Source organism: Pseudomonas sp. RC10-4-2 (assembly GCF_050433085.1).
Lineage (GTDB): Bacteria > Pseudomonadota > Gammaproteobacteria > Pseudomonadales > Pseudomonadaceae > Pseudomonas > Pseudomonas aeruginosa.
In genome coordinates, this window is the sequence record NZ_JBNPXX010000001.1 from 1,008,810 (window position 1) to 1,029,648 (window position 20,839).

13 protein-coding genes are annotated in these 20,839 nt (G+C 68.2%); 4 read left to right on the forward strand and 9 right to left on the reverse strand.

Features of this window, described 5'->3' with window-relative positions; genetic code table 11:
- Genes FHW81_RS04755 through FHW81_RS04765 form a run of 3 tightly spaced genes read right to left on the reverse strand, consistent with a single transcriptional unit; the run spans position 1 to position 9,547 of the window.
- Complete coding sequence (locus tag FHW81_RS04755) at positions 1 to 1,329, reverse strand: condensation domain-containing protein (RefSeq protein ID WP_003119646.1); 1,329 nt, start codon at positions 1,327 to 1,329, stop codon at positions 1 to 3.
- Positions 1,326 to 2,492 carry an FAD-dependent oxidoreductase gene (locus FHW81_RS04760; protein ID WP_003091709.1) on the reverse strand — a complete coding sequence of 389 codons (1,167 nt, stop codon included), beginning with the start codon at positions 2,490 to 2,492 and terminating at the stop codon, positions 1,326 to 1,328. The genes FHW81_RS04755 and FHW81_RS04760 overlap by 4 nt, the downstream gene beginning before the upstream one ends.
- Entirely contained in the window at positions 2,489 to 9,547 is a 7,059-nt protein-coding gene (locus FHW81_RS04765) for an amino acid adenylation domain-containing protein (protein ID WP_034014606.1), read from the reverse strand. Before FHW81_RS04765 ends, FHW81_RS04760 begins: the two co-directional genes overlap by 4 nt.
- 481 nt (positions 9,548 to 10,028) lie before the next feature.
- Here FHW81_RS04765 and FHW81_RS04770 point away from each other — a divergent pair, with 481 nt between their 5' ends.
- Entirely contained in the window at positions 10,029 to 10,634 is a 606-nt protein-coding gene (locus tag FHW81_RS04770) for an ATP-dependent Clp protease proteolytic subunit (protein ID WP_003091706.1), read from the forward strand.
- A 342-nt stretch (positions 10,635 to 10,976) separates the two neighbouring features.
- On the opposite strand, the gene FHW81_RS04775 is transcribed toward FHW81_RS04770, so the two are convergent.
- Genes FHW81_RS04775 through FHW81_RS04785 form a run of 3 tightly spaced genes read right to left on the reverse strand, consistent with a single transcriptional unit; the run spans position 10,977 to position 14,524 of the window.
- Positions 10,977 to 11,864, reverse strand: a complete 888-nt coding sequence (locus FHW81_RS04775; RefSeq protein WP_003113144.1) for a metal-dependent hydrolase — start codon at positions 11,862 to 11,864, stop codon at positions 10,977 to 10,979.
- Between the two features lie 9 nt (positions 11,865 to 11,873).
- Complete coding sequence (locus tag FHW81_RS04780) at positions 11,874 to 13,652, reverse strand: SDR family oxidoreductase (RefSeq protein ID WP_003160767.1); 1,779 nt, start codon at positions 13,650 to 13,652, stop codon at positions 11,874 to 11,876.
- Positions 13,649 to 14,524 (reverse strand): M24 family metallopeptidase, encoded by an 876-nt coding sequence (locus tag FHW81_RS04785; RefSeq protein ID WP_003091703.1) that lies wholly within the window; start codon positions 14,522 to 14,524, stop codon positions 13,649 to 13,651. Before FHW81_RS04785 ends, FHW81_RS04780 begins: the two co-directional genes overlap by 4 nt.
- A gap of 311 nt (positions 14,525 to 14,835) precedes the next feature.
- Between FHW81_RS04785 and FHW81_RS04790 the strand changes: the two genes are divergently transcribed.
- On the forward strand, positions 14,836 to 15,648 hold the full coding sequence (locus FHW81_RS04790; RefSeq protein WP_003113147.1) for a MerR family transcriptional regulator: 813 nt from the start codon (positions 14,836 to 14,838) through the stop codon (positions 15,646 to 15,648).
- A 7-nt stretch (positions 15,649 to 15,655) separates the two neighbouring features.
- Here the strand turns inward: FHW81_RS04790 and FHW81_RS04795 are convergent, their stop codons facing one another.
- Positions 15,656 to 16,570, reverse strand: a complete 915-nt coding sequence (locus FHW81_RS04795) for a LysR family transcriptional regulator (RefSeq protein WP_003113148.1) — start codon at positions 16,568 to 16,570, stop codon at positions 15,656 to 15,658.
- A gap of 88 nt (positions 16,571 to 16,658) precedes the next feature.
- On the opposite strand from FHW81_RS04795, the gene FHW81_RS04800 reads away from it, so the two are divergent.
- On the forward strand, positions 16,659 to 17,114 hold the full coding sequence (locus tag FHW81_RS04800) for a DMT family transporter (RefSeq protein ID WP_003162218.1): 456 nt from the start codon (positions 16,659 to 16,661) through the stop codon (positions 17,112 to 17,114).
- A gap of 230 nt (positions 17,115 to 17,344) precedes the next feature.
- Positions 17,345 to 19,423 carry a phosphocholine-specific phospholipase C gene (locus FHW81_RS04805; RefSeq protein ID WP_003117582.1) on the forward strand — a complete coding sequence of 693 codons (2,079 nt, stop codon included), beginning with the start codon at positions 17,345 to 17,347 and terminating at the stop codon, positions 19,421 to 19,423.
- Positions 19,424 to 19,480: 57 nt separating this feature from the next.
- On the opposite strand, the gene FHW81_RS04810 is transcribed toward FHW81_RS04805, so the two are convergent.
- Together FHW81_RS04810 and FHW81_RS04815 are read right to left on the reverse strand one after the other, a co-directional pair.
- Complete coding sequence (locus FHW81_RS04810) at positions 19,481 to 19,981, reverse strand: hypothetical protein (RefSeq protein ID WP_171893931.1); 501 nt, start codon at positions 19,979 to 19,981, stop codon at positions 19,481 to 19,483.
- A 65-nt stretch (positions 19,982 to 20,046) separates the two neighbouring features.
- Entirely contained in the window at positions 20,047 to 20,775 is a 729-nt protein-coding gene (locus FHW81_RS04815; protein ID WP_003113151.1) for a hypothetical protein, read from the reverse strand.
- Positions 20,776 to 20,839: the final 64 nt, after the last annotated feature.

The following is a 20,839-nucleotide window of genomic DNA, read 5'->3' on the forward strand; positions in this document are numbered from 1 at the left end:
TCATTGCTCCTCGAGGGCGGATCGTTGGGGGGCGTGGATCGCCGACAGCAGGGTGCCCAGGCAATCTTCGGCCAGGCGTTCGGCGCGTTCGCCGGGGACCGCTTCGTCGATATAGGTGAAGTTCCAGAACAGCCGGCCATGGCTGGAGTTGATGGCGGCCACGAAGTAGCCGTTCACCGAGATGCCGGTGAGGAACTGCGCGTCGGAGAGGCGCAAGGCGCCGATCCGCTCGGGGAACGGATAGCGACCGATGTTGGAGGAGCACAGGTTGATCGGCCCTTCGGCTTCCATGAAGGCCATGAATGGCCGCGCGTCGGCCATGCAGCGCGGCGCAGCGCTGGCGACCAGGGTGACCAGGTTGAAATGATGGCCCTGGCGACGGCGTTCGCCGAGGTCGTCGGTGAGCGCGCGGGCGACCTCCCAGAACGGCCGGGCGATGTCCAGCACCACCGGTACCGTGGCGACGTAGGTGCCTACTTCGTCGGGGCGCACCGGCGGCTCCAGTTCGTCGCGGAAGTCGATCGGCGAGCCGATGGCGATGTGGCTAGGGCGGCGCTGGTGGTCGTGGCCGGCGGCGATGGCCAGCGCCGCGGTCAGCGCGCCGTGTACCGTGGTGCCGTGTTCGCGGGCGCGTCGTTGCAGCTGTTCCAGCTGCGCGCCGTCCAGCTCCCGGTGCAGCAGGCGGGTACGCCGCGCTTCCAGCGGCACCGGGTTGCTCGGCTCGATCCGGCCCGGGCGGTGGCGGCCGACCAGCGCTTCGTCCTGGGCGGTCTGCTCGGCCAGGCGCGCCGCGCCTTCGTCGCCGGTGAAGCGGCGCGGACGCAGATCCTCCGCCGGCGGCAGGGCGCTGGCGGTCCAGGGTTGCGCGGCGGGGTCGGCGGCCAGGGTCAGCCATTGTTCGGCGAGGGTCAGCACGGTAGTGCCGTCGGCGATGATGTGCGGTACCACGACCAGCAGGTCGTGGGCGCCGGCGTCGGTGGCGATCGCCACGGTACGGATCAGTGGCCCGCTGTCCGGATCGATGCGTTCCGGCAATTCGCGCTCGTTGATTTCCCGCAGCCATTGCTCCTCGCCGCCGCCGCGCACCTCGCGCAGCGGGATGGGCCGCTCGCAGGGCACCCAGCGCGGATCGAGCCCGGCATCGTGCTCGATCCGCGCGCGCAGCAGCGGATGCCGCGCCTGCAGCGCGTCGAGGCCGCGGCGCAGGTCGTCGATGGACAACCGGCCATGGACCCGCACCCGGGAAATCACGTTCAGCGCGGAGAACTGGTCGCTGAGCCAGTACCAGCGTTCCACCGCGGACAGCGGGCGTCGTATCTCGGCCATCATTCGACTCCTGGGAAGGTCAGTGCCAGTTCGTTCTGCCGGGCGAAGGTTCGCTCCGGAGCGAAGCGGAAGTAGAGATCGCGGGCGACGGTGCGCAGCGGATGCTCCAACTGCTCGATGCGGCTCAGCGCCCGCGAGGTCTCGACCATCGCCCTGGCGCGGTCGCGACGGCGGTTCTCGTAGGCGCGCAGGGCGGCTTGCGGGTCGTCGATGGTGGCCAGGCAGTGGGCCAGCACCGCGGCGTCTTCGATGGCGATGGCGGCGCCCTGGCCGAGGCTGGTCAGCATCGGATGCGCGGCATCGCCGAGCAGGGTCACCGGGCCGTCGCCCCAGCGCTCCAGGAACGGTCGGTCCTGGGCCGGCAGGCTGCTGATGTCGGCCTCCGGGGTCGCCTCGATGACCGCCTGCACTTCGTCGGCCCAGCCGGCGTAGAGGCGCTGGATGCCCGCCTTGCCGCCGCGCCAGTCCTTCGCCTGTTCGGCCGGCATGTTGCGGGTGCCCCACCAATAGACGTTGCCTTCGCCGATGTCGGCGAGACCGAAGCGCTGCCCACGGCCCCAGTAATGGGCGACGTAGCCCGGCGTCACCTTCGGATGGCGGAACGCCGGCGTGGCGCGCCAGATCACGTAGTGCCAGTCGGTGGGACGCTCCGGGCCGGTCATGGTGGCGCGGATCGCCGAGTTGAAGCCATCGGCGCCGATCAGCACGTCGGCGTGCACTTCGCGGCCGTCGCTGCAGAGCACGGTGACGCCTTCGCCGTCGGCGTGGCGCAGATAGCCGGTGGCGCTCACGCCCAGTTCGATGCGGCAGTCGCGGGCCTGTTCCAGCAGCGCCTGCTGCAGGCTCGCGCGGTGGATCGCCAGGCTCGGCTGGCCGAGCTGGCGGGCCAGGCCGCCGAAGTCGATGGCGCGGATCGGTCGCCCGCGCCGGGTGAGGAACCGTAGCGAGTCGAAGGCCTGGGCGCGGGTAAGGTCAGGGCGCACGCCGACCCTCTCCAGGGCGGTCAGCGCGTTGGGCATCAGCGACAGCGCCGAGCCGACCGCGCGCAGCTCCCTGGCCCGCTCGTAGAGTTCGACCTCGAAGCCGGCGGCTTTCAGGCAGGCGGCCGCGGCGAGCCCGCCGATGCCGGCGCCGGCGATGACGATCTTCAGGGGATGTCTGCTCATGGGCGGGTCCGTTCGCTGGAGGTGGAGGGTTCGAGCAACGCGGCGATCTCTGCCGCGACCGTCTCGACATAGGGTTCTTTCATCAGCACCAGGTGGTCGCCGGGTACGTCGATCACATCGAGGCGGCCGCTGGTCCAGTGCTGCCAGCCGTTCTTCGGGTCGCCGTAGTGGGTGCCGGCGGCGTCGTGCATCGGCTTCAGCGCCAGCGGCAGCGGGCCGTCCGCGCGCAGCAGGGTCATGTCCTGGTCGCTGACTTCCGGGCGATAGCCGATGAGTGCCTGCCAGCTCGCCCGGAACAGCTCGTAGAGCCGCTGCACGGTGGCGCGCGGGGTGCCGGCGGGAAGTACGCCGGCCTCGATGGCGCGTTCGACGATGTGGTCGAGTTTCTGCTCCAGGCTCGCGCCTTCAGGCAGCGGCTCGACCTCCTCGTCGCTGCGCTCGAACCAGACCAGTTCCCAGTAGAAGAACAGCAGCAGGGCTTCGTCGCTGGCGCTGCCGGCGTGGTTGCGGTCGACGGTGATGGAGTCGAGCACGATCAGTTGGGCGACCGCCTGCGGGTCGAGCGCGCGCAGTTGCCGGGCCATCTCGTAGGCGACGAAGCCGCCGAACGACCAGCCGCCGAGGTAATAGGGGCCTTCCGGCTGCACCCGGCGGATCGCCGCGAGGTAACTGGCGGCGATGTCCTCGAGGACCGCCAGCGGCGTACTGCCCTGGCCGGTGCCGGCCGCCTGCAGGGCATATACCGGCTGGTCCGGCGGCAGTGCGCGAACCAGCGGCAGGTAGCAGAGCACGTGGCCGCCGAGCGGGTGGACGAGGAACAGCGGCGGGCGGCTGCCGCCGGCACGGATCGGTACCAGCGGGTCGAAGGCGCGCACCGCCGAGCGTTCCCGCAGGCGTTCGGCGAGGCCCTCCACGGTCGGCGTCTCGATCAGCGCGGCCATCGGCAGGTCGACGCCATAGCGCTTCTCGATCAGCAGCATGAAGCGCATCGCGCTGAGCGAGGTGCCGCCGAGGTCGAAGAAGCTGTCGCGGATGCCTACCCGGGGACGATCCAGCAACTCGCCGAGGAGTCCGGCCAGGGTGCGCTCGTAGTCGTCGCGCGGGGCCAGGTACTCGATGTTCGTCCCGTGCTCCAGCGGCAGTGCGCGCAGGGCGGCGTCGTCGCGCTTGCCGCTGGGGGTGAGGGCGAAGCCGTCGACCCAGGCGAAGTGTGCCGGCACCATGTGTTCCGGCAGTTCGCTGCGCAGTGCCTGCTTCAGTTCGGCGAGATCCACCGCCTCGGGCTCGCCGAGCAGGAAGGCAGCGAGGAATGCATCGTTGCCCTGGCGCTCGCGAGCCACCACCGCCGCGCCGCGCAGGCCCGGCTGGCGCTCGGCCTGGCGCATGATCGCCAGCTCGACCTCGGCCGGCTCGATGCGGAAGCCGCGGACCTTGACCTGGGTATCGGCGCGGCCGAGCCAGACGATCTCGCCGTTGCCGAGGATGCGCCCGAGGTCGCCGGTGCGGTAGAGCCTGGCGCCGGGGCGCCAGGGATGTTCGACGAAGCGCTCGGCGGTGAGTTCGGGGGCGCGGTGGTAGCCGCGCGCGAGGCAGTCGCCGCCGAAGTACAGCTCGCCGGTAACGCCGACCGGTACCGGGCGCAGCGCGGCGTCGAGCACCTGCACCTCGACCCCGTCCAGCGGCCGGCCGATCGGCGGCAGGTCCGGGTAGTGCGCCGGATCGCCGCTCAGCGAGTGGTAGGTGACCTGGTGCGTCTCGGTGGGACCGTACTGGTTCTCCAGCAGCAGCCCGGGCATCGCCGCGCAGAACGCGCGGACGTCTTCGGTGATGCGCAACTGCTCGCCGGAGGACACCACCACGCGCAGGGCGCCGGGGCGCACGCCCAGCGCGTTGGAGGCCTCGGCGAGGCGTTGCAGGGCGACGAAGGGCAACAGCACGCGCTGGACCTGGCGGCGTTCGAGGACATGCAGCAGCGCGGAGGGGTCCATCCGCTCGCGGTTGGAGATGAGTTGCAGCTCGCCGCCGCCGCACAGCGTGGAGAAGATCTCCTGGAAGGCCATGTCGAAGCTCAGCGGCGCGAACTGCAGGGTGCGCAGCCCCGGTACGCCGCTGGCGACGCGCAATTGCCACTGGGTGTAGTTGGCCCACATCCGGTGGCTAAGCTCGACGCCCTTCGGCCGCCCGGTGGAACCGGAGGTGAACAGCAGCATGGCCAGCTCGTCGAGCTGCGGCGCGGCGAAGGTCTCGGGCTCGATGTCGGCGACCAGTTCCTCTACCGGCAGCACCCGTTCCGCCGCGGCGACATGGGCGTGCTCGGGATGCGCGACCACCCGGAACGGCTGTGCGGTCTCCAGGATCAGTGCCAGGCGCTGCGCGGGATAGCTGACGTCCAGCGGCACGCAGACCAGGCCGGCGCGCAGGATGCCCCAGATCGTCGCGATCATCTCCGGCGAACGGTTCAGCGCCACTCCGATCGCATCGCCGCGGCGCGCGCCGGCGCGGACCAGGCGGGTGGCCACGCAGCGCGCCACATGGTCGAGGTCGCGATAGGTCCAGCGTTGCTCCTCGAAGGCCAGCGCGGCGCTGCCCGGCAGCGCCTCGACCTGGCGTTCGAACAGGCTGACGACGTCGACCAGCGGCTCGGGCTGGGAAGCGGCGTCGCGGCGAGGGGCGAGGAAGGCGAAGTCGGCGGCTTCGTCGGGATGCTCGGCGAGGCGCCACAGGAGCTCGACGAAGGTCGCGCCGATCAGCGCGGCCTGGCTGCGGCTGATGCCGCGGCCGTCGCTGTCGATGCGCAGGTACATGCCGTCGCTGGGCGTGGCGATCACGTTGACCAGCAGGGCGAAGTTGGTTTCTTCCCAGACGTGGAAGTCGCGCAGTTGCCACAGCGGTTCGAGGACATGCAGGTTGACGTAGTTGAAGGCGCTGCTCAGTTCGTCGCCGACGATCTGCTGGATGGCGCTGAGCGGATAGCGGCGATGGGCGTGTCCGTCGCGCTCCTGGCGGAACAGCGCATCGGCTACCTCGATCCAGCTATGCCCGGCAATCTCCGAGCGGACCGGCACGGTATTCAGGAACAGGCCGACCATGCGGTCGGCGTCGGGCAGTTCGGGGCGGCCGTTGCTGATCGCGCCGGTGACCACGCTGTCGCTGCGGGAGAACAGATGCAGGGTCAGGCAATGGGCGGCGAGCAGCAGCGATTTCAACGGCAGTCCGCGTTGCGCCGCAGTGGCCTTGAGTCGTTCGAGCAGCCCGTCCGGCAGCGCTTCGCGATGGCTGGCCGGACCTTGCGCGGCTTGCGGCTCGTGGGCGCCGAAGCCGTCGAGGCGGGTCATCCTCGCGCCCTCCAGCAGCCCGGTCCAGTACCCCACGGCGGCCGGCGAAGCCAGCGCGGCCAGCTCCTCGCGGACATGGCAGGCCAGCGCCGGCGCGGGGCCCGGCAGCGGCTCGCCACGGTAGGCGGCGACCAGCGCGACGATCAGGTTGGCCACGCTCCAGCCGTCGAGGATCGCATGGTGGAAGCTGAACACCAGGTCCAGGCCGTCCTCGCGGACGAACGCGGCGAACAGGAATAGCCCGGGCTGTTGCAGCGAATAGCGATGGAAGCGGCGTTGGCGGATGTGCTCGTCGAGCACCGTCCCGGCCTCCGGGTTGCCGCGCAGGTCCAGGATCAGCGGTTCGCTGCGCGCCTGGGTATGCACCAGTTGCAGCGGTTCGGATGCACCGCTGAGGTCGAACGACGAACGCAGCGCGGGATAGGCGGCGACCACCCGGTCCAGCGCGTGGCGGAACGCGGCTTCGTCCCAGGCCAGGTCGAAGCGGTAGTGGAACACGTCGTGGTAGACCGACGAGTCGGGGCGCTGGCGGCTATGGAAGAGCAGGCCGAGACTCAGCCGGCTGGTCGGGAAGGCGTCCTCCAGCCCTTCCAGGCGCGGCTTGTCGACTTCGGAAACCAGTTCGAAGGGCTGGTAGCTTCGCTCCGCGAGCGGACGCACCAGGCGTTCGGCGAGGCCCGCCACCGTCGGGTTGCGCATCAGGTCGGCGAGTTCGAAGCCCAGGCCGCGCCGCTGTGCGGCGGCGCGGATGCGCAGCATCAGGATCGAGTCGCCGCCGAGGGCGTAGAAGTCGTCGTGCACGCCGACCTCCGCCACGCCGAGGACATCGGCCCACACCGCCGCCAGTTCGGCCTCGGTCGCCGTGCGCGGCGCAACCGCCGCCACCTGTTCCGGCGGTGCCGGCAGTTGCCGGCGGTCGAGCTTGCCGTTGGCGCTGAGCGGGAGGCTGTCGATGCGCACGAAGAAGGCTGGCAGCATGAAGTCCGGCAGCGTCGCCGAAAGTCCGGCGCGCAATTGACCGGGGTCGAGTTCCGCCGCAGCCACGTAGTAGCCGACCAGGTGCGTGCCGCGTACCGCCGAATCGCGTGCCACGACCGCGGCGTCGCGTACGCCAGGAAGCGCGGCGAGGCGGTCGCGTACTTCGTCGGGTTCGACCCGGTTGCCGCGGATCTTCACCTGGTCGTCGGCGCGGCCGAGGTATTCGAGGTTGCCGTCGGCCAGCCAGCGGGCCAGGTCGCCGGTACGGTAGAGACGGCCGCCGGCGACGAAGGGGTCGACGAGGAAGCGCTCGGCGTTCAGCTCCGGCCGGTTCAGGTAGCCGCGGGCGACGCCGACGCCTCCTATATATAGCTCGCCGACGGCACCGAGGGGCTGCGGCCTGAGCGCGTGGTCGAGGACGTACAGGCGCAGGTTGTCGATCGGCCGGCCGATCGGGACCCGCGTGGGGTTGTCGCTGGCGCACTCATGGTCGGACACGTCGACGGTGGCCTCGGTCGGTCCGTACAGGTTGACCAGTCGCACGGCGTCGCCGAACAGCCGGCGGAAGCGCGCGACCTGCAACGGCGCGAGGGCTTCGCCGCTGCAGAACACCAGGCGCAGCGAGCTTGCCGCCGTGCGGGCGGTCGGGTCGCCGTCGAGCAGGTCGAGGAACGGCGTCAGCATCGACGGCACGAAGTGGATGACCGTGACCGCGTCGCGCTGGATGCTCCGCAACATTTCCCGCGGGTCCTTCTCGGCGCCGGGCAGCAACAGCGACAGGCGGGCGCCGGTGAAACTCCACCAGAACAGTTCCCAGACGGACACGTCGAACGTCACCGGAGTCTTTTGCAGAAGCACGTCGCGTTCGCCGATCGGATAACGACGCTGCATCCAGTTCAGGCGGTTGACCACCGAGCGGTGCTCGACCATGACGCCCTTGGGCATGCCGGTCGAACCGGAGGTATAGATGACATAGGCCAGGTCGCCGGGCGCCACGTTGGCCGCCGGCAGGTCGCCGGTGCTCTGCGGCAGGCGTTCGAGGTGCAGCACGCGCGTCTCTCCGAGGCTCTCGCCGAGTGTCGCTGCGCGCTCGTCCACCAGCACCACGCGGGCACCGCAGTCTTCCAACAGCAGGCGGACGCGCTCCAGGGGATGGTCGGGATTGATCGGCACATAGGCGCCGCCGGCGCGCTGCACGCCAAGGATCGCCGGCAGCAGGTGGGGACCGCGGGCGACCAGTAGCGCTACCCGCTCGTCGGTCCTCACACCCGCTGCGCGCAGGGCGTCGGCCACGGCCTGGACCTTGGCGTCCAGCTCGGCATAGCTGAGCGTGCCGCCGTCGGCTTCCAGCAGCGCGGTGCGTTGCGGGGTGCGCGCCACCTGCTCGGCGAACAGTGTGGGCAGGGTAGCCTGCTCGGGGAATGCCTGGTCGGTGGCGTTGCGGGTGTGGATCAGTTCCTCGCGCTCGGCGGCCGACAGCGGATCGAGTTCGCCGAGGCGGCGCTCGCCGCCCTCCACCAGGGCGCGCAGGAAGGTTTCGATATGCCGCGCCGCGGCGTCCATGGGGAAGTCGGCGTCGAACACATCGCAGGCGTATTCGAAATCCACCTGCGCGTCGCTGTGCCCGTCGAACTCGGAGACCCAGATGGCCAGCGCGTCCGGGTCATGGGCGTGGGTTTGCGCCACGGTCTCGACGCTGGCGTTCGGGATCGCCTGGGCGGCGGGCCAGCGCATATAGGAAAGGGTGGTGTCGAACAGTGGCGAGGCGCCGCGCAACAGGTCGCCGAGGGGCATCTTCTGGTGGCGCAGCAGCGTCCGGGTCGCCTCGCGCAACTGCGCCAGGAATTCGTCGACGGTCTGTTCCGGCGCGGTGCGGATGCGTAGCGGCAGGGTATTGGCGAAGTGCCCGACCACTTGCTTGGCCGCGCGGTCGGCGCGGTTCAGCACCGGTACGCCGAGGACCACGTCGTCGTTCTGGTGGATCCGCGCCAGGTACAGCGCCACGGCGGCGGAGAGGAACAGGAAGGGCGATTCGCCACGATCGCGGATCGCATCGAGCAGTGTGCGTTCCAGCGTCAGCCTGTGGCGCGCGGTGCGGCGCAGCCCGGCCGGGCGCCTGCGGGTGAAGAGGGCCGGCTCCAGGCCCTCCAGGGCCTCGGCGAAATAGGCGCGGTCGCCGCGGTACTGTTCCGAACCGGAGTAGTCGTCGGTCTCGAGTTGCGCCAGGAGGGAAGCCGTCGGCATCTGCGCCTGTGGCTCGCCTAGCTCGCCCAGGTAGCCGGCGCGCACCCGGCTGAGGAATAGCTGCAGGCCCCAGGCGTCGCTGACGATATGGTGGGTGCGCACGTAGACGTAGAGCGCCTGGTCGCTATGCAGCAGGGCCAGGTCCACCAGGCTGCGGCCGTCCAGCGGGTAGGCGTGGCGGAAGGCGTCGCGCAGCCAGGATCGCACGGCGGCCTCGGGGTCGCGGTCGGCGCGCAGGTCGACGTGGCGCGCCTCGAACTCGGCATCCGTGTCCAGCCACTGGTACGGCGTACCGTCCGTCTCGCCGAGGCGCAGGCGGAACGCCTCGGTGTCTCGCGCCGCCTGCAGCAGCGCCCGTTCCAGGGCCTGGGTATCGACCTCGCCGGTGAAGCGGTCGTAGCTGAAGATGGTGTACTGGTCGAGTTCCGGAAACTGCGCGGCGGCGACCCAGATGTCCCGTTGGTAGGGCGATAGCGGCAAGCGAGCGAAACGAACCATCCCTGCGTCCTCTTCAACAATCCATCGATTCGGCGAACACGGGCACCGCACGCCTCGCCGGACAGGTTCCACCCGTCGACGTTTCAGCGCGCCGTAGCCAGCGTGGTTGGCAGGGAAGCGGCGGCACCCGAAGCAAGAGCGGGGTGTACTATTACTTTTGGCAGGCTCGAAGAAATAGCTGTTAATTCTTGCAGGGTAATCGCGTTGTTAACTGTTAATTCTGGTAGGTATTTACGAGGCAACTTACAAATCTGTTAGGTTCCGGGAAACGTGCGTCGCGGCCCTGCATGGCTATGCTTCACGAGATTACCTTCGCCGGTCTTTTCGAAGTTGAAGCAAGCCTTTCGAAAGTGTCTGGCTGATGCATAATGGGCCGCTCGGAAGAGGCGCATTAACGGATATATATCCGCGCCCTGGCGAACAACGAACGCATGCCCTGAAAGGTTTGCCGGATGGATTACCAACAGTTCCAGGAGGTTGCATGAAAACCGATGACAAGGACCGCGAAGGCGGCGACTCCCACGGCGCCATCGGCGCCAAGCTGATGGAGTACGCGCTCAAGGTCAGGAAGGTGTTCGTCACCGGCGGGGTCGACGAGAAGATGGCCAAGGACGTCGTCCAGCAGCTGCACATCCTCGCCTCGATCAGCGACGATCCGATCTACATGTTCGTCAATTCCCCGGGTGGCCACGTCGAGTCCGGCGACATGATCTTCGACGCGATCCGCTTCATCACACCGAAGGTCATCATGATCGGTTCCGGCAGCGTTGCCAGCGCCGGCGCGCTGATCTATGCCGCGGCGGACAAGGAAAACCGCTATTCGCTGCCCAATACCCGCTTCCTCCTGCACCAGCCGTCGGGTGGCATCCAGGGGCCGGCGAGCAACATCGAGATCTACCGCCGCGAGATCGTGCGGATGAAGGAACGCCTCGACCGGATCTTCGCCGAAGCCACCGGGCAGACGCCGGAAAAGATCAGTGCCGACACCGAGCGCGACTTCTGGCTGAACGCGGAGGAGGCCGTGCAGTACGGCCTGGTCAACAAGATCATCGTTTCGGAACGGGAGATCACGCTGCCTGGCCAGTGAGTTTCCGCAGGCCGGATAAATACGAAGGCGGGCGCGAAGAGCGTATTTCCCGATTCTCTTCTCGCTCGCTTTTCTTTCTTTAATTTCCGATCGATAGGGTAACTTTTCTTACTTTTATTTTGCTTGTTCTCAAAATGCCATCAGCAAGAATGGCTGGCTTTTGCAAAGTTTCACGTCGCGCGCCCGTTATTTTCAATCATTCTATCAAGCGACATTTTTCAGGCTTACGGAAATTACCTTCCGTCTGCCGGCCTTGTTTGACTCGACCTGACGTAACAATGGACAAGCGCCGGGAAAGTTCCAGCTTCCGCGGCGCTTGCCGGTATTTCCAGTGAATTGTTTTCAGGCGTTCGCCGCGCGCCGGGCCGCCGGCGAGTTGGCCAGGTATTCCAGGGCTTCCTGGGTATTCGCCTCGTGCTCGGGGTGGTACCAGGGATTGAAGTAACGGGCGACGTCGCGGAAGGTGCGCGCGAGGTTCGGCAGCAGGCCCTGCTTGCCGAGCCGCCACCAGGTTCGTAGGAATCCCTGGCGCTTGGCGCCGCGCAGGCTCGGGTCCTGGTCGAGGAGGGTGCGGGTGCCGTCGGCGAGCAGGTAGACCAGTATCGCGATGACCAACAGCATGGTCAGTTGCCGGGTGACGAAGCTGCCGCCCAGATGCACGTGCAGGTCGTGGGCGACGCTGCGGTGCTCGACTTCCTCGGCGCCGTGCCAGCGCAGCAGGTCGAGCATCACCGGGTCGCTGCCGCGGCGATCCAGCTCCCGGGCCTCCAGCACCCACTTGCCGAGCACGCAGGTGAAATGCTCCACCGCGGCGATGATCGCGCAGCGCTGGCGCAGCCACCAGCCGTCGAGGGCGCGGGTCAGGCGGTTCTGCCCCAGCGGGTAGTCGCAGAGCAGGCGTTCGAAAAGGAAATCCATCTTGTCGGTGAACGGCTTGGAGTCGATGTCGAACCTGCTCAGGTAGCGCTGGATCGCGCCGTCGTGGGCCCGCGAATGCATCGCTTCCTGGCGGATGAAACCCTGCACGTCGTCGCGCAGGCGGGCGTCGCTAACCAGCGGCAGGGCCTTGTTGTAGAGGCGGCAGAACCACAGTTCGCCGGAAGGCAGGAGCATGTGCAGGACGTTCATCACCTGGGACGCTTCCGCTTCGCCGGGAACCCAGTGCAGGGGGGTATCGCTGAAGTCGAAGCGGACCTTGCGCTGGACCAGCTTGTGGTGGAATTCGCTCATGGCAGGCTCTCAGGAAGTCAGGTCGAAGCGCGCGAGAAACCGCGTGGCCCAGGGCGCGAAGCGCCATTGCAGGGCGCCGAGGTGCACCTCGCTGCCCACCGAGACCACCGCCTTGTTGCGCTCCACGGCGCGCACCAGCTTTTCCCCGACGGTGTCCGGGCTGAGCCGGCGTCGCTTGTAGAAGCGCTGGATCTTCGCCTGGCGCCGCGCCTGGCGTTCGGCGTCCATGCCGACGAAGCGGGTGGCCTGGACAATGCCGGTATCGACGAAGCCCGGGCACACCGCGGTGACTCCGATCGAACGTCCGGCCAGTTCCGCCCGCAGGCATTCGCTGAGCATCAGTACCGCGGCCTTGCTGGTGGCGTAGGCGGGGTAGTTGCGCGACGGCGCGAAGGCCACGCCGGAGGCGACATTGACCAGGTGCCCCGGCTTGTTCGCCGCGATCATCTGCCGGCCGAACAGGCGGCAGCCGTCGATCACGCTCCACAGGTTGACCCGCAGCAGGCGCTCCCATTCCGCGGGCGAGGTGTCGAGCATCGGTCCGGCCATGCCGATGCCGGCATTGCTGACTACCACATCCGGGACTCCGAGGGTGTCGCGCACCCACTCGGCGAAGGTCTCCATGGCCTGGGTATCGCCGACGTCGACCTGGTAGACATGGGCCGTGGCGCCAAGGGCGCGGGCCAGTTCGGCGCTGCGTTCGGCGGCTTCCAGATCGAGATCGGCGGCGAGCAGGCTGGCGCCGCGCTCGGCGAAGCTGAGCAGGGTCGAACGGCCGATGCCGCCGCCGGCGCCGGTGACCACCACCAGCTTGCCGCTCATCGAGCGCGCGTCGGGCCGGACCTGGGCGCGTTGCAGGGCCGGCGGCGACTCGCCGGTTTCCTGGGCGTCGATGAACTCGCCGAGCCAGCCGGCCAGTTGCTCCGGCTCGGCCAGCAGTTGCCAATGGCCGACGCTCGCCTCGCGCCGCCACAGGCGTGGCGCCCACAGGCTGAGGTGCTGGAACAGCTGGGCGCCGACGTAACGGTCGCGGGTCGGTACGATCAGTTGCACCGGCACTTCGGTGTGGCGCTTGCGCGGACGGAACAGGCTGCGGATGAAGTTGCCGCGGTACAGCTTGACCCCGTGCCGGCCGTCGCTGGCCTGGGTCGGGTTGACCTGCGGATGGCGGACGCCTTCGGCGTGCTTCAGGAACTGCGGCCAGAGCCGGGCCAGGCCGGCGCTCCAGAGCAGCTCGGGTACGACGGGGGTATGGAAGAAGGCGATGTACCAGGAGTGGAGCAACTGGCCGAATACCGCTTTCAGGGCCTTCGGACTGCGCTGCCTGAGGTGTTCGCGCATCCAGAAACCGACATGGTCCAGGCAGGGCCCGGAGATCGAGGTATAGGACGCGATCAGCGGTCGGCACTGCGGATCGGTGACGCTTTCCCAGGTCTGGATCGAGCCCCAGTCATGGGCCAGCAGGTGTACCGGGCGGTCCGGGCTGGTGGCGCGGATCACCGCCTGCAGGTCTTCGCTGAGCCGCTGCAGGTGGTAGTCGCGGCTCCAGCGTGGCTTGTCCGAAGCGCCGGCGCCACGCACGTCGTAGGCGACGATGCGGTAGCGCCCGGCCAGTTGGCGGATCAGCGGCAGCCAGGTCTCGTGGTTGTCCGGGTAGCCATGCACCATCAGCAGCGTCGGCTTGCCGTTGTCCGGCGCGCCCCAGCAATGAACCGCCAGGCGCACGTCGCCGGATTGCACGAACAGGCGTTCCGGCTGCAGGTCGGGGAGGGCGAGGAGCGCGTTCATGCGGCCTCCCGTGCTTGCGGCAGCAGTCCGCGCGCCTGCCAGCGGCGGACGTGCGGCAGGTCGTCGTCGAGCCAGTAGGCGTCGTCTTCGGTGACCACCAGCAGTTCTTCGAACTTGGCGCCCACCCCGCGTAGCCCCAGGTGCGGTTCCACTGCCCAGAGACCGGGCGTCGGCGGGTGCTCGGAGCGCTTGCCGCTGGACCACAGCGGCGACCAGCCTTCGCGCTTGCCGGTGACCAGCGCGTTGCGCGTCAGGGTGTACAGGTTGCGCACGCCGAAGCGCGCCACCGAGGGACCGCGGCGGTTGCCGAGCTTTTCCACGCGATGGGCGAGCACTTCGAAGGGATAGGCCTTGTGCCGTGGCAGGGTGCCCTGGATCACGCAGAGCCGGTCGACCGCCTGGCTGACTTCGGCCAGGGGGCGCCGTTCGCGGACCAGGTCAAGGATGGTGCGTCGGTGTATCAGCAGGTCGTCCATCAGCCGCTCCTGCAACAGGTTGTGGCCTAGTGCGCCGGAGTAGCCGACATCGGCGGTATAGGCGCCGAGGGTCGGCGCGCAGTCGAGGATGAACGGCATGCCTTCCTCCAGGCGCTGCTTGCCGGGGTAGAAGGCCAGGTTGAAGCCACCGAGATGACGCAGGCCGTCGAAGCCCTTGAACGAGGTGCGGCTGCCGAACCAGGCGAAGGGCTGGTGGAACCAGTCGTCGACGCCATGATCCTGCAGCCAGGTCTTCATCAGCGCCGCGGCTTCCCTCTCGCTGATGCCGGCGCGCAGTTCGCCGTGGATGGTTTCGCAGCAGGTATAGGCCAGTCGCTGGACCTGGCGGAAGTGATCGAGATCGTCGGGAGTGGGTACCCAGGCGCCTTGGGACATGGCTCTCTCCAGGCTGGCTTGTCGTTATTGTGACATTGATTGATGTCATGGTTGATGCTGGCCCATAAGCAGGCGTTGCGCCAGCCCTGGGAAGTCTCTTCACGCCGGTGTTACGGCACTTGCTACCGGCGCCGGAAGGCCCGGGGCAGAAGGCTCGGGACGTTTCCCCCGGGTTTTGGCGGTGGTGCCGGAGAAGCGGCTGACCGACGAGTCCAGTCTTTGGTTGGCGCCCGCGCATCCGGACGCCGGCAAAGAGCGTTGCGCCCCCGGAGGTTGTGGCCGTTCGGCGGGCCTCGTTATGATCCGCCTCCATGAGCACACCCCTGACCCTCCTGCAGCGCCTGCTGCAACGTGGCGAGCAGCCGTCCGCCGAGGATGCCCGCGAATACAGCGTCGACGAACTGGCTCGCGCGGCCGGCAGCAGCGTGCGCAACGTACGCGCCTACCAGGACCGCGGCCTGCTGCCGCCGCCGGAGCGGCGCGGCCGGGTCGGCGTGTATTTCGACAGTCATCTCAAGCGCCTGCGGCTGATCAGCCAGTTGCTCGAGCGCGGCTATTCCAGCGCCAACATCAAGGAACTGCTGGAAGCCTGGGAACAGGGCCGCGACCTCGACCATGTGCTCGGCCTGGACCAGGCGATCATCGGCGAGTGGAACCTGGAGACGCCCGGCAGCATCGGCTTCGACGAACTCCAGGCGATCTTCGGCGACGAACTGAACGACCGGGTGATCGACAAGGCCCAGGCGCTGGGCCTGCTGCTGTTCGACGGCGAGCGCATGAAGATCCCCAGTCCACGGCTGTTCCAGGCCGGGCTGGAACTGTACCGCAGCGGCATCCCGCTGGAGGCGCTGCTCGATCAACTCGGCGAGTTGCGCAGCGACACCGAGCATCTGGCGGCGGGAATCGTCCGCCTGATCGTCACCCACCTGGTGGACGGCCGCGGCACCGACCTGCTGCCCGGGGCGCCGGACCTGCAGGAGCTGGCCAAGGTGTTCCTGCGCCTGCGCCCGCTGGCGGAACACGTGGTCCAGGTGGAACTGGCGCGCGGCCTCAAGCTGTCGGCCAACGAAATGCTCGGCGAGCGTGTCGGCGAGATGCTGCGCAAGCTGGAAAAGCCTTCCTGACTCTTCTTCAGATCTTCCGCGCCGCCGCCTGGATCTGTTCCCGCAGCCAGGCGCCGGCCGCTTCGCGCTCGGCGTCGCCGCGCCAGATCTGCACATAGTCGAAGCGCGGGATCGCCAGCGGCGGCTCGCAGAGCGCCAGTTCCTCGGGTAGCCGCAACCTTTCGAGGGTGCGTTCGGCGATGGTCAGTACCAGGTCGGTGCCGGCCAGCAGCGCCGGGGCCACGGTGAAGTGCGGCAGGGTCAGCGCCACCTGCCGGCGCAGGCCGCGTTTTTCCAGGGCGCTGTCGACTTCCTCGGCCGGGTTGTCCTGTAGCGAGACGCGCACGTGGCGGGCCGCCAGGTAGCGGTCGAGGGACAGGCCGTCGGGGCGGTCGAACAGGCTGCGCCGACAGACGCAGACGAAACGCTCCTCGAACAGGCGCCTGGCGCGCACGCCCTCCGGAAGCAGGGGGAATACCCCCAGCGCGCAGTCCAGCTGTCCTTCGGCGACCTGACGGGCGGTTTCCAGGCGCGGTTCCTGGACTATCCCGAAGCTCACCCCGGGCGCCAGCGCCTGTTGCTGGCGCAGCAGCGCCGGCAGCACCACCCAGGCGCCGTAGTCGGACATGCCCAGGCGGAAGTGGCGTCGGCTGCGCACCGGTTCGAAGGTCGGCCCGCCGATCACCCCGCGTACCTGGTCGAGGCTGGCCTGGAGCTTCGGCGCCAGCTCCAGCGCCAGGCTGGTCAACTGCATGCGGCTTTTCACCCGCACCAGCAGTGGATCGCCGAACAGTTCGCGGAGACGCCCGAGGGCGTGGCTGACCGCCGGCTGCGACATGGCCAGGCGCTGCGCCGCGCGGGACACGTGGCGCTCGCTGAGGAGCGCGTCGAGCACCACCAGCAGGTTGAGGTCGATACGGCGTAGGTCATGAATCTGCTGCATGGAAGGTGTACCAACTATCGATTTCCATTCGCGAAGTGGATAGCAAAAACTCTGCTCCAGAGGCAAGGGCCGGAGGAGGAGAATCAGCATGCCCAATTATCTGATGGTACTGATGGCAGTTTCGGTGGGCGGCATGGTGGTGCTGCAGGCCGGCAGCAACGCCTTGCTCGGGCGCCTGCTCGGCCATCCGCTGAGCGCCAGCCTGACTTCGCTGGGCGTCAGCCTCGGGGTGGTCAGCCTGGGCCTGCTGCTGGTGCGGGTGCCGCTGCCGGCTATCGCCAGCCTCGGCGGCGCGCCCTGGTGGAGCTGGCTCGGCGGGCTGTTCGGCGCGGCCTACCTGACGGTGGCGATCCTGGTCGCGCCGCGCCTGGGTGCCGCCACTTTCATCGCGTGCGTGGTGGCCGGGCAGATGCTGGTCTCGGCGCTCTGCGACCAGTTCGGCTGGGCCGGTTTCCCGGTGCGCCGGTTGTCCTGGGAGGGCTATCTCGGCCTGGCGCTGGTGGTGGCGGGGGTATTGCTCCTGCAATGGCGGGGAAGAGCGTGAGGAGAGTGCCGGCGAAGGCTGTCAAGTGGAATCTGGCCTAGACCAAAATCTTGATCTCAAATTGTGATGAAGTTGGCATGAATAGTTGTTGCAAAGCGTGTTGAAACCAAAGCGTCTTTTTCCCTCACTAGCGTCGTCGGGGTTCGAACAGCTTGCTGCCGAGTGAGCCTGCGGGCGTCATGGATGCGCTCGGCAGCCCTGTGCCACACCCTGACCTGGTGAGTCCCCCGATGATTTCGAAAAGCAGAAGAAGCTTCATCCGCCTGGCCGCCGGTACGGTCGGCGCCACCGTCGCCACCAGCATGCTGCCGTCGAGCATCCAGGCGGCCCTGGCGATTCCCGCGCACCGCCGGCATGGCAACCTCAAGGACGTCGAGCACGTGGTGATCCTGATGCAGGAGAACCGCTCCTTCGACCACTATTTCGGCACCCTCAAGGGCGTCCGCGGCTTCGGCGACCGCATGGCGATCCCGCTGCCCGATGGCCAGCGGGTCTGGCACCAGAAGGGCAGCAAGGGCGAGATCCTGCCCTACCACTTCGACACCAGCACCACCAGCGCCCAGCGCGTCGACGGCACCCCGCACACCTGGCCGGACGCCCAGCAGGCCTGGAACGAAGGGCGCATGGACAAGTGGTTGCCGGCCAAGACCGAGCGTTCCCTGGGCTACTACAAGGAGCAGGACATCGCCTTCCAGTTCGCGATGGCCAACGCCTTCACCATCTGCGACGCCTATCACTGCTCGTTCCAGGGCGGCACCAACCCCAACCGGCTGTTCCTCTGGACCGGCACCAACGACCCGCTCGGCCAGCACGGTGGTCCGGTAACCACCAACGACCACGACAGCAACGGCCCGGTGGAGCAGGGCTACACCTGGACCACCTATCCCGAGCGCCTGCAGGCTGCCGGCATCACCTGGCGGGTCTACCAGGACATGGCCGACAACTTCTCCGACAACCCGCTGATCGGCTTCCGCCAGTACCGCGCCGCGGCGCCTGACTCGCCGCTGATCGTCAACGGCCTGAGCACCTGGAAGCTCGATGCGCTGAAGCGCGACGTGCTGGCCAACAGCCTGCCGCAGGTGTCCTGGATCGTCGCCCCGGCCAAGTACTCCGAACACCCTGGCCCGTCCAGCCCGATCTGGGGGGCCGAGTACACTTCCTGGGTACTCGACGCGCTGACCGCCAACCCGGAGGTCTGGAGCAAGACCGCGCTGCTGGTGATGTTCGACGAGAACGACGGCTTCTTCGACCACGTCGCCCCGCCGGCCGCGCCGAGCCTGAACAAGGACGGCACGCTGCGCGGCAAGACCACCGCCGACGCCACCCTCGAATGGCACACCAAGGGCGATATCCGTTATCGCAACCAGCCCTACGGCCTCGGCCCGCGGGTGCCGATGTACGTGATCTCGCCGTGGAGCAAGGGCGGCTGGGTCAACTCCCAGGTGTTCGACCACACCTCGGTGATCCGCTTCCTGGAGCAGCGCTTCGGGGTCATGGAGCCGAATATCAGTCCCTGGCGTCGTGCCGTCTGCGGCGACCTGACCTCGGCGTTCAACTTCGCCAACCCGAACAACGAGCCGTTCCCCGAACTGCCCGACACCAGCCAGGCCGACGCCATCGTCGCCAGCCAGATCAAGCTGCCGAAGCCGAAGCCGCCGGCGGTGGCCGCCATGCCCAAGCAGGAAATGGGCATCCGTCCGGCTCGCGCCTTGCCCTACGAGCTGGGCGTGCATGCGCGCTACCGCAGCGGCGGAGATGCGCTGAGCCTGACCTTCGCCAACACCGGCAAGGCCGGCGCGGTGTTCCAGGTGTTCGACCTGCTCGACAGCGAGAGCCCGCCGAAACGCTACACCGTCGGCGCGCGCAAGCGCCTGCACGACAGCTTCCAGGGCGACGCCAGCGGCGACTACCACCTGGAAGTGCACGGTCCGAACGGTTTCCTCCGGGTCTTTCGCGGCAACCTGCGGCGCGACCTGGCGGAGCGCAAGGCGCCGCTGCCGGAAGTGCGGATCGACTACGAGCCGCTGTTCGGCAACCTGCGCGTGCAACTGATCAACCGTGGCCGCCATCCGGTCAAGCTGACGGTCAAGGACAACGTCTATCGCCAGGGCGAGCGGCGTACCGTCAACGTGCCGCCGGGACAGCGCCGGGAAGTCCGCTATTCGCTGCGCAGCAGCGGCAACTGGTACGACTTCAGCGTCAGCGCGCAGGGGGCGGACAGCTTCCTGCGGCGTTTCAGCGGTCGCATGGAAGATGGTCGCTCCGGCTTCAGCGATCCGGGCATGGGCCTGGGCACGCTGACCTTCTGACCCGGACGGCCGCGCCGGCTCCCTGCAATGGGGCGGCCGGCGCGGACGGCCTGCGCCCTAGTCGAGGGGAACCGGGTAGAGGGTATTGAGGATCCACTTGCCGTCCTTCAGGACGAAACCGTACGAAATCTCCTTGGCCATGTACGTATCCCAGCGCGTGCAGGCGCCCTGGCCGTCGGCCTGCTTGCAGGAGTAGGCATCGATCTTGCCCATGTGCAGCTTCTCCAGGGAAACCACCTGGAACTTGCTGTTGCCGCTGCAGTCCACCGGATTGTCGATGTATCCGTACTGGCGCCAGGCCGCGTCGTAGTTGCCTCTCGACTTGAACAGGGTCTTGTCTTTCTGCGACGAGCCGGACGGCGGCGTCATCCCGTAGATGTGCTGGGTCACGTGGCCGCCCATCGAGGTATTGCGCGTGGCGTCGGCGCTTTGCTGCACGCTGGTGATGTCGCGGCAGGCGGCGGCGTTGGCCGAGGAGGCCAGCAGCAGAAGGGCGGAGAAACCCAGGCCGGCGACGCACTGGCGTGCGTCGGGGCGGGGCAGTGAAAAGCGGTTCATCGGCGGCTCCTGTGAGATGGATTGCTTATGAAGGAACGCCGCCGCGCAGTTTTCGTGAAGATGCCTCAGTCGCGATAGCGTGGTGGCGGCGCGTAGCCGCCGCCGTTCCGGGCGTCGGCGGGAAATGCCTGCGGTCCGTCGGCCGGCGCCTCGCGACCGCTGGCCGGAGCGTCCAGCTCGAACAGGGCCACGCCGATCACGCCGAGGTTGCGGCTGTCGCCGGCCGCGCTGTTGCTGGCGTAGGCATCGTCGGGGCTGGCGAAGCGGAACGCCGCGACTTCCCGTTCGTTCTTGCGGAAGCCCTCGATCACCAGGCTCTCGCCCGGTTCCAGTACATAGCCGCGGTTCTTCAGGCTGCCCGGCTGGCCGTTGAGCACGTCCAGGCCGTCCACCGTGGCGACCACCTCGTAGGTCGCGCTGCCGAGGTTGTTCAGCCACAGTCGGTAGCGCTGGCCTTCACGACCCTGCAATTGCAGGGTGCTGCGGTGCTGCACGAGGTCGAACTTGCCGCCATCCTCGTCGAGTACGGCGAAGCCCACCCTGCCCTTGGCCAGGGGCAGTTCCTTGATGGCACGTCCATCGAAGCGGCTCGCGCTGTAGAACACCTGGCGGCGATCGACCGGTTGCTCCGATAGACGTCGCAGGGCCACCGAGGTGACCGGCGAGGCGACGCCTTCGCCCCATTGGGTGCCGAGCCGCTGCTCGGTCGGCGCGCCGGCCTGCTGTTGGGGCAGGCTGCAGCCGCCGAGGGCCAGCAGGCCCAGCAGTAATGCGGATAGCAGTGGTTTGCGCATGGTTCCTTCCTCTCCCTGGACACCTGGAGGCGGGGTGCCTCCCTGATGGCTCCGAGCACCGATG